This is a genomic window from Azospirillum mesophilum (assembly GCF_053470405.2).
The window spans coordinates 164,576-178,031 of the sequence record NZ_JBPXMQ020000006.1 but is presented as its reverse complement, the minus strand read 5'-3'; the positions used below and the strand labels follow the sequence as shown (position 1 = coordinate 178,031).

The window sequence follows — 13,456 nt, the reverse complement described above, 5'->3', positions numbered from 1 at the left end:
AAAGGCCGATCAATGACACCAACGGAAATCACCGTCGCCGAAAAAGAAAAAAGCGGCAAGACGCCGCCGGCCGCGTGGCTTTTCTTCCAGCGTTGGATGGCAAATCCCCTTTCGATGGGTTCCGTTACTCCGTCATCCGGAGCCCTCTGCAAACTGATCCGCCAGCACGTCGTCTGCGCCAAGGACCAGGTGGTCGTCGAATTCGGCGGCGGCACCGGCGCGATCACCAAGTCTCTTCTTCAGTCCGGCATCCCCGGCGAGCGCATCTTCACCTTCGAGATCGACGACCACCTCAGCCACTACCTGCGCGGCCACTATCCGGACGTGAACGTCGTTCACGCCGATTGCCGCAAGGCGCCGGACGTGCTCGGCCCGAATCTGGTCGGTAAGGTCGGCACGGTGGTCATCGGCATCCCCATGCTGAACCTGCCGATGCGCGTCCAGAAGGAGGTCGTGGAGGCCTGTTTCAAGATCCTGCCGGAAGGCGGGCGCTTCATCCTCTACACCTACGGCGTCGGTTCCCCGCTGAACCAGCGCACGCTGGGCCTGAAGGGCAAGCGCCTGGGCTTCACCCCCCTGAACGTCCCGCCGGCCTCGGTCTGGGGCTACTGGAAGGCGTAAGGGTCGCCGTTGGGTTTCGCTGGCGCTCAACCCAACCTACGGTGGATCGTGTAGGTTGGGTTGAGCGCCAGCGAAACCCAACACCCCTCCGAAGCCATTTTCACGGCTTGCGCGGCGCCTGCCGCAACACTCCATCCGTCAGGCCGGGCGGCAGCGCGGCGAGCAGCCACACCGCCGCCGCCATCGGCCAGGGGAAGGAGATCCGGGCCTTGTTCCGCGCCAGCCCGCGCCGGATCACCCGCGCGGCCCGGTCGGTGTCCATCAGGAAGGGCATCGGGAACCGGTTGACGGCCGTCATGCGGCTTTTCACGAAGCCGGGACAGATCACCGACACGCCGATCCCCTGCCCTGCCAGATCGCCGCGCAGCGACTCGCCGTAGACCCGCACCGCCGCCTTGCTGGCGCAGTAGGCGGGCGCCCCGGGCATGCCCCGGAAGCTGGCCAGCGAGGCCATCAGCGCGATCTGCCCGCGCCGCCTCGTCTGCATGGCCGGCAGCAGCGGGTGGATGGTGTTCAGCACCCCGTCCAGGTTGACCTGGAAGATGCGCCGCGCCTGTTCCTCGCTCTCCGTGCCGTGGCCCGTTCCGGCGGAGATTCCGGCGTTGGCGATCACCAGATCGACGGGGGCCCGCCGGTCCACCGCCGCCAGCCAGCCGGACATGGCGTCCCGGTCCGCCGCGTCGAGCACCGCACTCTCCACCGTGGCCCCCAAGGCCCGGCAGCGCTCCGCCACGGCGCCCAGCCGCGCCGCGTCGCGCCCGGTGAGGGCCAGCGCCGCGCCGGTGGCTGCGTAGACATAGGCCAGTTCCTCCCCGATGCCGCTCGACGCGCCGGTGATGACGATGGAGCGCGGGTCGCGCATATCCCCTCCTGTTCTTGTGGCTTGGCCTTGTTGCCTCGGCCGCTCGCCGCTATAACTTGAGCCTCAAGATCCCACAAATTGTAGTCGAGGCCGTTTTGTCCGCCCAACGCCCCGCTGTATCCAGCATGACCGGCTTCGCACGCGTGGACGGGCACGCCGACGGCTATTCCTGGACCTTCGAGGTGAAGAGCGTCAACGGGCGCAACCTCGACATCCGCTGCCGCCAGCCCTCGGGCTTCGACACGCTGGAGGCCGTGGCCCGCGCGGAAATCCCGAAGCGCCTCGCCCGCGGCAGCGTCAACCTGAACCTGACGGTGAACCGCAGCCAGGCGGTGGCACAGCTGCGCATCAACCGCGAACTGCTGGCCCAGGTGCTGGAGTTGGCGCGCGAGATCGAAGGCGCCGGGGCCGCCGCGCCGCGACTCGACTCGCTGCTGTCCGTGCGCGGAATCATCGAGCCGGTGGAGGAGGACGAGAGCGAGGCGCGCGAGCGCGTGGAAGCCGCTCTGAAGGCCGACCTCGCCCGCCTGATCGACCAGCTCGTCGTCGCCCGCCTGTCGGAGGGCGCGCGCCTCGTCACCGTCCTGAACGGCCACCTGGAAGAGATCGAACGGCTGGTCGCCGCCGCCTCGGCCTGCGCCAGCACCCAGCCCGAGGCGCTCCGCGAGCGCCTGCGCAGCCAGGTCGCCGCCCTGCTCGACGCCTCGCCCGCCCTGCCGGAGGAGCGGCTGGCCCAGGAGGCCGCCATCCTCATCGCCAAGGCCGACGTGCGGGAGGAGCTGGACCGCCTGCGCGCCCACATCCAGGCCGCCCGCGACATGCTGAAGGAGGGCGGCGCCATCGGCCGCCGCTTCGACTTCCTGTGCCAGGAGTTCAACCGCGAGGCCAACACGCTCTGCTCCAAGTCCGCCGACGTGGAACTGACCCGCATCGGCCTGTCGCTGAAGGCCGCCATCGAGCAGCTGCGCGAGCAGGTCCAGAACATCGAATAAGTTTTGTCGAACAGGTTTTACCGAACACGTCCGCCATGGCCCCGAAAGACATGACCGCCAAGCCCATTTCCCGGCGCGGCCTGATGCTCGTGCTGTCCTCCCCCTCCGGGGCGGGCAAGACCACCATCTCCCGCCGCCTTCTCGACCGCGACCCCGGCATCACCATGTCGGTGTCCGTCACCACGCGCCCGATGCGCCCCGGCGAACAGCCGGGCGTGGATTACTATTTCGTCGACATGCCGGAGTTCGACCGCATGGCCGAGGCCGGCGAACTGCTGGAGCACGCGCGTGTCTTCGGCAACTGCTACGGCACGCCGCGCAGCACTGTGGAAAAGGCGCTGGGCGCCGGCCGGGACGTGCTGTTCGACATCGACTGGCAGGGCACGCAGCAGCTGGCCGCCAACGCCCGCGCCGACCTGGTCAGCGTCTTCGTCCTGCCGCCCTCGGGTGAGGAGCTGGAGCGCCGCCTGCGCACCCGCGCCCAGGACTCGGCGGAGGTGATCGCCCAGCGCATGTCCAAGGCCTCGGACGAGATCAGCCACTGGGCCGAATACGACTATGTGATCGTCAACAACGACGTGGAAGAGAGCGTGAACGCCGTTCAGGCCATCCTCCGCGCCGAACGCCTGCGCCGCACCCGCCAGGTCGGCCTTCCGGGCTTCGTGCAGGCCGTGCAGGCGGCGCTGTAAGGCGCTTTTGCCCCCTCCCCGACCCTCCCCCGCTCGCGCGGGAGAGGGAGTTTTTGGCAGAGCGGCGGCAGTCCCCTCTCCCTCGAAGAGGGGGAGGGTTAGGGAGGGGGCCGCGGTTATCGCCCGCGATGCGCTCGCGCCAGCGCGGCGAATCCCGCCACATCCACCTCTTCCGCCCGCGCGGTCGGCTCGATGCCGGCCGCGGCCAGCAGGGCTTCCGCGTTTCCCAGGCTCTTCAGGCTCTGGCGCAGCATCTTGCGGCGTTGGCCGAAGGCCGCGGCGGTGACCTGTTCGAGCGCCTTCCACTCCGCCGGCTCGGGGTTGGCGCGCGGGGTCAGGTGGACGACGGTGGAGGCCACCTTCGGCGGCGGCGTGAAGGCCTTGGCCGGCAGGTTAAACAGCACCCTCGCGTCGGCCCGCCACTGCGTGATGACCGACAGCCGCCCGTAGGCCTTGCTGCCGGGCTTGGCAACCAGCCGGTCCGCGACCTCCTTCTGGAACATCAGCGTCAGGCTGACGAACTCCTCGATCCGCGCCAGCCAGCCGATCAGCAGCGGCGTCGCCACGTTGTAGGGAAGGTTCGCCACGATGGCGCGCGGGGCTGGGGCAAGGTCCACCGGATCGACCTCCAGCGCGTCGGCCTCCACGATGTTCAGGCGCCCGTTGGCCGCCTGCACCACGTCCTGCAAAGCCTCGATGAAGCGGTGGTCCCGTTCGATGGCGATCACCTGCCGCGCCTTGGTGGCGAGCAGCGCGCGCGTCAGCCCGCCGGGACCGGGACCGACCTCGATGGCGGTCACGCCGGTCATGTCCCCCGCCGAGCGCGCGATCCGGCCCGTCAGGTTCAGGTCGAGCAGGAAGTTCTGGCCCAGCGCCTTGCGGGCGTCCAACCCGAATCGGGCGATCACGTCGCGCAGCGGCGGCAGGGCTTGCGGGTCGAAGGCGGGGGTGGCGGCGGGGTTGGCGGCGGAATCGGTCTCGGTCATGGCGTCCTTATAAAACGCCACCGGTCGATCGTCACGGGCCATCAACCGTCACGGCGCTCGATGCGGATTTCCGCTTTTCCGGTCAGAAGGCCGATCAGCACGGCCAGCACGATCATCAGCGGAACGCCGACGGCCAGCGCCAGGAACAGCCCCGACGTCACCAGCAGAACCGCCCCGACCGCCAGCCCCACAAGGACCGCCGCGACCACCGCCGAAACCGCATTGGAGACTTGCCGCGCCATACGCCCTCGCTTATGTTTGGAGGGTAGGCGGCCGGGTCATGAACCCGACCACCCACCTGCTAGTTGATCTGAAGGGCGATGTGGATCACGACTCCCATCGCCCTTATTTTCAACCACAGGGTCAGACGCGGCTTTCGCATCGTCTACCCTCCAATCATCGAACGGCAGGATTGCCGCCGACGGGACATCTTTACCGACGCCGGCCCGCGCTGCCCATGCGTCGTAAAGTCCCTCAATCCTCCAGCAGGAACCCGCGCACCACGGCGATCTGATCCTCGGTCATCAGGGCCGGGGCGTGGCCCGCGTGGGGGAACTCCACCAGACGGGCGCCGGGGCCGCGGCGGGTCATCTCCTCCGCCGTCTCGGGCAGCAGGATGTCCGACGTCTCGCCGCGCAGCACCAGCACCGGGCACTGGATGCGGTCCCAGATGGCCCACAGGTCCACGTCGTCCATCGGCTGCGCCTTGAAGGCCTCCGCGATGGACGGATCGTAGGCGAGGCCATAGCGCCCGTCCGGGCGAACCCGCGCGCTGTGCTCGGCCATGTGGCGCCACGCCTCCTCCGGCAGTTGGCCGAAGCCCATCAGGACGAAGCGCAGGTAGGATTCCACCGCCGCGATGTCCTCGAACACCGGGTCCTTGCCCACATAGTCGGCGATGCGCTGCAAGCCGACCTTGGAAATGAAGGGGCCGACGTCGTTGATGACCAGCCGGCGGATCGGGCTGTTGGGCTGGGCCGCCAGCATCATACCGATCAGCCCGCCCATGGAGGTGCCGACCCAGTCCACCCGCTCCACCCCCAGCCGGGCGATCAGCGCCGCCATGTCGGCGCAGTATTGGGGATAGCCGTAGAGCGAGGGCACGGGGATCCAGCCGCTCCGGCCACGCCCGACCACGTCCGGGCAGGCCACCCGGTAGCGGTCGACCAAGTCCAGGGCCAGCGCGTCAAAATCGCGCCCGTTACGGGTCAGCCCATGCACGCAGACCACGGTGCGCTCCGCGTCGTCGCGCCCCCACTGGGTGTAGGCGACACTGTGGAAGCCGGCCGCGCTGAGGCCGAGGAAGCTGCGTTCGGACATCGGCACGGCGGTGGTCTCCCCTTGGTCGTTTTTCCGATCGTTTTCCGCCCGCTGCCGTCAACCCTTGTTGGGCCGCGCCAGTTCGGCGGCTTGGCGCGCCACCAGCGGCGACGGGTCCGCCACCTCCGCGTCGAACGGGTGCCGCGGCGCGTCATACAGGCGCCGGATGGCGCGCACGTAGTTCCGCGTTTCCTCATAGGGCGGCACGCCCTTGAAGCGGTCCACGGCCCGCTCGCCCGCGTTGTAGCCGGCAAGGGCCAGCGTAACGTCGCCTTGGAAATAGGCCAAGAGCCAGCGCAGATATTTGATGCCGCCCCGGATGTTTTCCGCCGGGTCGAAGACATCGCCCACGCCGAACCGCTCCGCCGTGTCGGGAATCAGCTGCATCAGCCCCGCCGCCTCCTTCGGCGACACGGCGTCGGAGCGGTAGGCGCTTTCCACCTGGATCACCGCCAGCACCAGCGCGGGGTCGAGCCCGTACTTCGGCGCCTGCTCCGTCACCAGCGCGACGATCTCCGGGGGCGGCGGCCCGATCTCCCGCAGGGGAGCGGCGCCCGGCCGGCACCAGGGGCGGACATGCCCCAGCCGTCCCGGCACGTATTTGACCAGCTTGCGCGCTTCCGCATGCCCCTGCGAGGCGGCGGCGCGCAGCCACGCCGTGCCGACCCGCCGGTCGCGCCGCACGCCGACGCCGAACAGGAACCGCCGCGCGACGCGGTAGGCGGCGTCCGGGTCTCCCTTCTCCGCCGCCTCGCAATCGCTGAGCCGCGCGTCCCTCTGCGCCGCCGTCACCGGCGCACGGAGCGCCAGCTTGGTCGATGAAAGCGCCAGCTTGGTCGACGTGCCGGTGGTGATGGAAGGATGGGTGCCTCCACGCACCACGGCCGTCCGGTGCTTCGGCTCCGCAGCCGACGCGGCGGGGGCCGCGAGGAAAAGGGAGGCCAGAACCCCCGCCGAAATCATGGATAACGCGCGCACGGACATGCCGACACCTTCCTCCGAACCGGAGAAACTATGCGAGGGAATCCATGAATCGACAGGATTTTGGCCCAATTACCCCCTTTTTGCCAGCCGCCACACCCAGCCGCGCAGGAGCCCCAGCCTGTGCCGCGCCGCCTCCCGCACCCTTGCGGCCACCCGCTTCACGGCGACCCAGGGCGGCAGCGACGTCAGCCAGTCGAGCCAGCGGACCACGCGGACGTAGCACCAAGCGAAGGCGGGAATCGTCAGAAGCTTGTCCTTGCTGATGCGGAACAGACGCTCCACCAGCGTGACCTTCAGCACTTCAGCGATGCCGATGACCAGAACCCCCTGCACCGCATGGCCCGTGCCCAGAAGGTAGAAGCCCACCGGCTTGGCCGGTTCCAGGATGATCAGCGGCACCACGAACAGCGCCAGCGTCGGGTAAGGGCCGAGACGCGAAATCCAGGCGGTGATCCGGGCGAAGAGGCGAAGGCGCCCGATCCACGCCGCCAAAGGCCGGATCGCCGCAAGGACCACCGCGTCGATGAGGAAGTAGAGAACCGCCAGCACCGTCAGCACCGGCCGAACCACCCACCGCTTCAGGCCGCCCTCTTTCCATTGGGGCTCGGACGCCTGGGCCATCTCTCCTCCGATCAGCGTGGTCCCTACAACTTTCGGCAGCGGCGACGGGTCCGTTCGTCGGATTGGGCGGGCCGCCGCTTTCCCCTATGTAACACTCCTGCGCTTGCGCGTCCGCGCCCTTTGCCCTTTCGGTGTTTTCCCATCGTGCTTGGCTATTACGACCCATTCCTCGTCGTGCTGTCGGTGGTGGTGGCATCCTTCGGCAGCTACGTCGCGCTCGACCTCGCCTCCCACGCCCGGGAGGCGCGGCGCGGGGGCAGCGCGTGGCTTGCCGGGGCGGCGCTCGCCCTGGGGGCGGGCATCTGGTCGATGCATTTCGTCGGCATGCTGGCCTTCCGCGCGCCGATGCCGGTCGCCTACGACATCGGCCTGACGGCGCTGTCCTTCCTGCTCGCCGTCGCGGTGTCGGGGACCGGCCTGTTCGCGGTGGCACGCGGCGTCCCGCGCCGCGCTACGCTGCCCGTGGCCGGCGCGCTGACCGGGCTCGGCATCGTGGGGATGCATTACGTCGGGATGGCGGGCGTGCGGATGCCGGCCCGGCTGGGCTACGATCCGGGGCTGGTCGCCCTGTCGGTGGCGATCGCCGTCGCCGCCTCGACCGCCGCGCTGTGGCTCGCCTTCCGCACCGCCAGCGCCTTGCAGCGCCTGGCCGGCGGGCTGGTGATGGGCCTTGCGGTCATCAGCATGCACTACACCGGCATGGCCGCGGCGTCCTTCCACGCGGATCACGCCGCGACAGCCGTTGCAGGGGCTGTTGCGGGGGCCGTTCCAGGGGATGGCGCGGTGCTGTCCACCCCGCTGGTCGCCGTCGCCACGGGCGGCGCCACCATCCTGATCCTGTCGCTGGCGCTCGCCACCACGCTGCTGGACCGCCGCCGCGAAGAGGAGCGCTCGGCCGAGCAGGAGGCGCGCCACCGCTCCATCGTCGATACGGCGGTGGACCCCATCGTCGTGACCGACGAAACCGGCACCATCCTGTCCTTCAACCGGGCGGCCGAGGCGACCTTCGGCTACACAGCCGAGGAGGCCATCGGCGCCAACGTCCGCCTGCTGATGCCGGAGCCGCACCAGAGCGGCCACGACGGCTACATGGCGCGCTACCGGCAGACCGGGGAGCGGCGGGTCATCGGCATCGGGCGCGAGGTGGAAGGGCGGCGCAAGGACGGCTCCACCTTCCCGCTGGAACTGTCCGTCGCCGAATGGCAGGGCGGCAAGCGGCGCTTCTTCACCGGCATCATGCGCGACATCACGGCCCGCAAGGCGGCCGAGGACGCCCTGCGCCGCGCCAAGGACGAGGCGGAGAGCGCGCGGGAGGAAGCGCTCGCCGCCCGGGACCGGGCGGAACAGGCGGACATGGCGAAGAGCAAGTTCCTGGCCGCCGCCAGCCACGACCTGCGCCAGCCGCTGCAATCCCTGTTCTTCTTCGCCCACGCCCTGTCGGACCGGCTGAACGGCCACCCCGCCTCGCCCATTCTGGCGAGCATGAGCGAGTCGCTGAACGGCCTTCGGCTGCTGCTGGACAGCCTGCTGGACGTGTCGCGGCTGGACGCCGGGGTGGTGACTCCGGCGGTGACCGAATTCGCGCTCGGCCCCCTGCTGGAGCGGCTGGCCGCCGAATACGCCCCGCGCGCGGCGGAGGCCGGCATCACCCTGCGGCACGTCCCGACCAGCGGATGGACGCGCAGCGACCCCGCCCTTCTGGAGCGCGTCCTGCGCAACCTGATCGAGAACGCCATCCGCTTCACCGAAAGCGGCCGGATCCTCATCGGCTGCCGCCGCGCCGGCCCGGATTTGCGGATCGAGGTGCTGGACAGCGGCATCGGCATCCCGGCGGAGCATCACGGCGCCATTTTCCAGGAGTTCACCCAGCTCGCCAACCCGGAGCGCGACCGGCGCAAGGGGCTGGGGCTTGGCCTCGCCGTGGTCCGGCGGCTGGCCGGGCTGCTGGAGCACCCGGTCACGCTCCGTTCCGTTCCCGGCCGCGGCAGCGCCTTCTGCCTGACTGTTCCCTCCGTCACAGCGCGCGCCGTGCCCAACGGGCGTTCCGTGGACCAGCCCGCCGCCACATCCGCCGCCCAGGGCCTCGTCGTGGTGGTGGAGGACGACGCCATCATCCTGCTCAGCATGCGGGCGATGCTGGAGGAGTGGGGGTATCAGGTGGTCGCCGCCATGTCCGCCGAGGAAGCCGTGGAGACGCTCGCCAACCTCGACCAGCGGCCGAGCGTGATCGTCGCCGACTACCGCCTGCGCGAGGGCCGGACCGGTCTCCAGGCCATCCGCGACATCTACGGGGTGTGCGGCGTGCGCGTGCCGGCGGTGGTGCTGACCGGCGACACCGACCCCGCGCGCATCGCCGAGGTGCAGCAGAGCGGCCACCGCCTGCTGCACAAACCGGTCTCCCCGGCCCTGCTGCGCGACGTCCTCTCGTCAGCGGCGTGACGGGGCGACGTAAAGCGCGAAACGGCTTTGGCGGCGCCCTGTTCGGACACCATCTGTTGAGGACACCGCGAACGGAGCCCGGATGATCCGCCGTGCCGTAGCCCGCCGTGCCGCAGCCGTCGTGCTCGCCCTTCTGGCGCTGCTGGTCCTGGTCCCCGCCGTGGGGGCCGGCGGCTTCCTGCTGTGGATGCGGGAGCAGATGCCGGCCCACGCCGGCGCGGTCACCGTGCCGGGGCTCGACCGTCCGGTGGAGATCCTCCGCGACCGCCACGCCATCCCCCACATCTTCGCGGCGACGGAGCGGGACGCCTATTTCGCGCTGGGCTACGTCCACGCCCAGGACCGGCTGTGGCAGATGGAGACCATGCGCCTCAGCGGCGCCGGCCGCCTGTCGGAACTGGTGGGCACCCGCTTCGGCGATTGGTCGCTTCGGATCGACCGGTCCATGCGGACGCTCGGCGTCTACCGCCGCGCGCAGGCCGCCTACGACGCCATGCCGGCCGACGCGCGCGGCGCCTTCGATTCCTACGCGGCGGGCGTGAACGCCTATCTGGAGACGCGGACCGAGGCCCTGCCCATCGAATTCCAGATTCTGCGCCATACACCGGAGCCCTGGAAGCCCGCCGACAGCATCGTCTGGGGCAAGCTGATGGCGTTGCAGCTGTCCGGCAACTCCTACGACGAGCTGTACCGCGCCCGGCTCCTGCAAAACCTGTCGCCGGAGCAGGTGCAGGACCTCTTCCCCGCCGACCCGCCGGGCGCCCCCGTGACCCTGGCCGCCGAGCTGAAGGGCATGGACCTGCAAAAGGCGCTGGCCGCCCTGCCCGACCTCGGCTTCGACACGGCCTCCAACGAATGGGCGCTGGCCGGCGGCCGCAGCGCGACCGGCAAGCCGATCATCGCCAACGACCCGCATCTGGGGCTTGAGGCGCCGATCCTCTGGTATCTGGCGCGCATCGTCACGCCCTCGCACAGCATCGCCGGGGCGACGATCCCCGGCGTGCCGCTGCACATCCTGGGACACAACGCGCACGTCGCCTGGGGATTCACGACGACCCACAGCGACACGCAGGACATCTTCATCGAGAAGATCGACCCGCAGGATCCGACCCGCTACATCACTCCCGACGGCTCCCAGCCCTTCGCGACCCGCACGGAGACGATCCACATCGCCGGCCAGCCCGACGAGACCCTGACGGTGCGCGAGACCCGGCACGGCCCGGTTCTCACCTCCCCCGACACGGAGGGCATCGCGCCGGAAGGGCATGTGCTGGCGCTGGCCTTCCCCGCCCTGACCGCCCCCGCCTTGAACGTCAAGGACACGTCCGCGGAAGCACTCTACCGCCTGAACCACGCCGCCAACGCCGAGGCGGTGCGCGAGGCTCTGTTCCTCCACGTCGCCCCGCAGCAGAACGTGGTCTACGCCGACACGGACGGGACGGTCGGCTTTCTCTCCCCAGCACTGGTGCCCGTGCGGAGGGCCGGCGACGGGCGGGTTCCGGTGCCGGGCTGGACCGGCGAATACGACTGGGCCGGCTACATCCCCTTCGATTCCCTGCCCCAGGCGGTCGATCCGCCCTCCGGCCAGTTCGTCAACGCCAACAACGCGGTGGTCGGCCCCGGCTACCCCTACCTTCTCGCCACCGACTGGCCCGACCCGGCGCGCGCCCGCCGCATCGAGCAGATGCTCGGCACCGGCCGCTTTACGGTCGAGGAGGTGGCGGCCCAGCAGCTCGACACCCTGTCCCTGCCGGCGCTCGACCTGCTCCCACTGCTGCTCAAGGCCCCGGTGGACGGCCCGCGCATGGCCGAGGCGGTCGGCCGGTTGAAGGCCTGGGACGGCCGCATGGACCGCGACCGGCCGGAGCCGCTGATCTTCGATTGGTGGCTGCGGGAGCTGGTCCGCACCCTCTTCGCCGACAAGCTCGGCACCCTCTTCCCGCCCTACTGGGACCTGCGCCCGCGCGCCGTGAAGCATGTCCTGACCGAGGCGCCGCAATGGTGCGACGACGTGACGACCCCGGTGAAGGAGACCTGCGACGCGGTCGTGACCGGCGCGCTGAAGTCCGCCCTGGCCCAGATCGAGCAACGGCACGGCCCCGACATGGCCAAGTGGCGTTGGGGCGACGAGCACAAGGCCGACCTGACCCACCGGCTGCTGGGGCGGATCCCCCTGCTGGACCGCCTGTTCGACCTGACCATCGAGACGGACGGCGGCGCCTTCACCGTCAACCGCGGCACGACCCGCCCGCGCGACCCGCAGCAGCCCTTCGCCCATGTGCATGGGGCGGGCCTGCGGGCCGTCTACGACCTCGCCGACCTCGGCAACTCCCGCTTCATGATCGCCACCGGCCAGTCCGGCAATCCGCTGTCGCCCTATTGGGGCGATCTGGTTCGGAGCTGGCGCGACGGCGGCACGCTGCGCCTGACCGGCGACCCCGGCGCGCTTGCCGCCGAGGGCGCCAAGCGGCTGACGCTCACCCCCCGCGACACCGGGAACTCCTCATGACCACAAGCCCTCCGACCGTCACGCTTGCCGACATCCGCACCGCCGCCGACCGCATCCGGGGCCTGCTCCCGGTCACCCCGACCGAGGCGTCGCCCCGCCTGTCCGAACTGGCCGGCTGCACCATCCTGCTGAAGCTGGAGAACCAGCACTACACCGGCTCCTTCAAGGAGCGTGGCGCGCTCAACAAGCTGCTCTCGCTGGAGGAGGCGGAGCGGCAGGCCGGGGTCATCGCCATGTCGGCCGGCAACCACGCCCAGGCCGTGGCCTGCCACGCCAGCCGCCTCGGCATCCGCTCGACCATCGTGATGCCGAGCTTCACCCCCTTCACCAAGGTGGAGCGGACGGAGAGCTTCGGCGCCAAGGTCGAACTGCACGGGGATACGCTGAGCGATGCGGCGGCCTTCGCCCACGACCTCGCGGCGCGGGAGGGGCTGATCTTCGTCCACCCCTACGACGACCCGCTGATCGCCGCCGGCCAGGGCACGGCCGCGCTGGAGATGCTGGAGGCCGCCCCCGACCTGGACGTTCTGGTGGTGCCCATCGGCGGCGGCGGGCTGATCGGCGGCATGGCGGTGGCCGCCAAGGCGCTGAAGCCGGACATCCAGATCATCGGCGTGGAGTGCGCCATGTACCCGTCCATGCGGCAGGCTCTCGCCGGGCAGCCGATCCAGTGCGGCGGCGCCACCATCGCCGAGGGCATCGCCGTGAAGGCCCCCGGCGGCGTCACCCTGCCGCTGGTCCGCCGCCATGTGGACGATGTGTTCGAGGTCGGCGAGACGCGGCTTGAGGAGGCCGTCTACCGCCTCGCCACCCTCCAGAAGCTGGTCGCCGAGGGGGCCGGCGCCGCAGCGCTCGCCGCCGTGCTGGAGAACCCGGCGCGCTTCACCGGCAAGCGCGTGGGCGTCGTCGTGTCCGGCGGCAACATCGACGCCCGAATCCTGGCGCAAGTGCTGATGCGCGGCCTCGTCTACGAAGGCCGCATCGTCCGCCTGCGCATCGGCATCACCGACGCCCCCGGCGCGCTGGCCCGCGTCGCCCGCCTGCTGGGCGAGGCCGGCGCCAACATCGTGGAGGTGCACCACCAGCGCCTGTTCCACGACGTGCCGGTCAAGATGGCGGAAATCGACGTGGTGCTGGAAACCCGCGACCGCACCCACGTTCACCAGCTCGTCGCGAAGATGGAAGAGGCCGGCTTCCCGACGGAGCTGATGACCGAGGTTTCGTGAAGCCCAAACAGCACGAAAGGCTCGACAGCACACCAGAATGGCCAAATATCTTAGATATCAAAGAATTTCACCGCTGCCACAACACTCATATCGCCATATTCAGACAGACCGCCCCCTGAAATCGTACTATGCGACAGATCGCCGCTTCTTTTTACGTGAACAACACGCGATTTGCATGAAACGCATGCCGCGAGTATACACGGCGCC

Annotated in this window: 12 protein-coding genes; 6 read left to right on the top strand and 6 right to left on the bottom strand. The window is 70.0% G+C overall.

Translation table 11 applies throughout. The annotated features are described in order from the left end of the window. Nucleotides 1–114 precede the first annotated feature (114 nt). A complete protein-coding gene (locus tag ACSVC7_RS09190; protein WP_448205536.1) occupies nt 115–621 on the top strand; it encodes a class I SAM-dependent methyltransferase in 507 nt (168 codons plus the stop codon). A 100-nt stretch (nt 622–721) separates the two neighbouring features. Here the strand turns inward: ACSVC7_RS09190 and ACSVC7_RS09185 are convergent, their stop codons facing one another. After that, nucleotides 722–1,483, bottom strand: coding sequence for an SDR family NAD(P)-dependent oxidoreductase (locus ACSVC7_RS09185; RefSeq protein WP_448205537.1), 762 nt, complete (start codon nt 1,481–1,483; stop codon nt 722–724). A 125-nt stretch (nt 1,484–1,608) separates the two neighbouring features. Here ACSVC7_RS09185 and ACSVC7_RS09180 point away from each other — a divergent pair, with 125 nt between their 5' ends. Then, the gene (locus tag ACSVC7_RS09180) at nt 1,609–2,475 is read left to right on the top strand and encodes a YicC/YloC family endoribonuclease (protein ID WP_448205538.1); all 867 of its coding nucleotides are present in this window, start codon (nt 1,609–1,611) and stop codon (nt 2,473–2,475) included. A 35-nt stretch (nt 2,476–2,510) separates the two neighbouring features. After that, entirely contained in the window at nt 2,511–3,164 is a 654-nt protein-coding gene (gene gmk, locus ACSVC7_RS09175; protein ID WP_448205539.1) for a guanylate kinase, read from the top strand. Between the two features lie 116 nt (nt 3,165–3,280). Here gmk and rsmA read toward each other — a convergent pair whose 3' ends face one another. The 5 genes from rsmA to ACSVC7_RS09150 all read right to left on the bottom strand — a co-directional run bounded on the left by rsmA (nt 3,281) and on the right by ACSVC7_RS09150 (nt 7,075). Beyond that, nucleotides 3,281–4,150 (bottom strand): 16S rRNA (adenine(1518)-N(6)/adenine(1519)-N(6))-dimethyltransferase RsmA, encoded by an 870-nt coding sequence (rsmA, locus tag ACSVC7_RS09170; protein WP_448205540.1) that lies wholly within the window; start codon nt 4,148–4,150, stop codon nt 3,281–3,283. Nucleotides 4,151–4,191: 41 nt separating this feature from the next. Next, nucleotides 4,192–4,392: a hypothetical protein gene (locus ACSVC7_RS09165; protein WP_448205541.1), complete on the bottom strand. Its 201-nt coding sequence runs from the start codon at nt 4,390–4,392 to the stop codon at nt 4,192–4,194. Between the two features lie 232 nt (nt 4,393–4,624). Continuing rightward, nucleotides 4,625–5,470, bottom strand: coding sequence for an alpha/beta fold hydrolase (locus tag ACSVC7_RS09160; protein WP_448205591.1), 846 nt, complete (start codon nt 5,468–5,470; stop codon nt 4,625–4,627). 57 nt (nt 5,471–5,527) lie between these two features. Beyond that, on the bottom strand, nt 5,528–6,454 hold the full coding sequence (locus tag ACSVC7_RS09155; RefSeq protein WP_448205542.1) for a lytic transglycosylase domain-containing protein: 927 nt from the start codon (nt 6,452–6,454) through the stop codon (nt 5,528–5,530). Nucleotides 6,455–6,523: 69 nt separating this feature from the next. Beyond that, entirely contained in the window at nt 6,524–7,075 is a 552-nt protein-coding gene (locus ACSVC7_RS09150; protein WP_448205543.1) for a hypothetical protein, read from the bottom strand. 144 nt (nt 7,076–7,219) lie between these two features. On the opposite strand from ACSVC7_RS09150, the gene ACSVC7_RS09145 reads away from it, so the two are divergent. From ACSVC7_RS09145 to ACSVC7_RS09135, 3 genes are all read left to right on the top strand, one after another. Then, complete coding sequence (locus ACSVC7_RS09145) at nt 7,220–9,514, top strand: hybrid sensor histidine kinase/response regulator (protein ID WP_448205544.1); 2,295 nt, start codon at nt 7,220–7,222, stop codon at nt 9,512–9,514. A gap of 82 nt (nt 9,515–9,596) precedes the next feature. After that, nucleotides 9,597–12,023, top strand: coding sequence for a penicillin acylase family protein (locus tag ACSVC7_RS09140; protein WP_448205545.1), 2,427 nt, complete (start codon nt 9,597–9,599; stop codon nt 12,021–12,023). Beyond that, nucleotides 12,020–13,249 carry a threonine ammonia-lyase gene (locus ACSVC7_RS09135; RefSeq protein ID WP_448205546.1) on the top strand — a complete coding sequence of 410 codons (1,230 nt, stop codon included), beginning with the start codon at nt 12,020–12,022 and terminating at the stop codon, nt 13,247–13,249. The genes ACSVC7_RS09140 and ACSVC7_RS09135 overlap by 4 nt, the downstream gene beginning before the upstream one ends. Nucleotides 13,250–13,456: the final 207 nt, after the last annotated feature.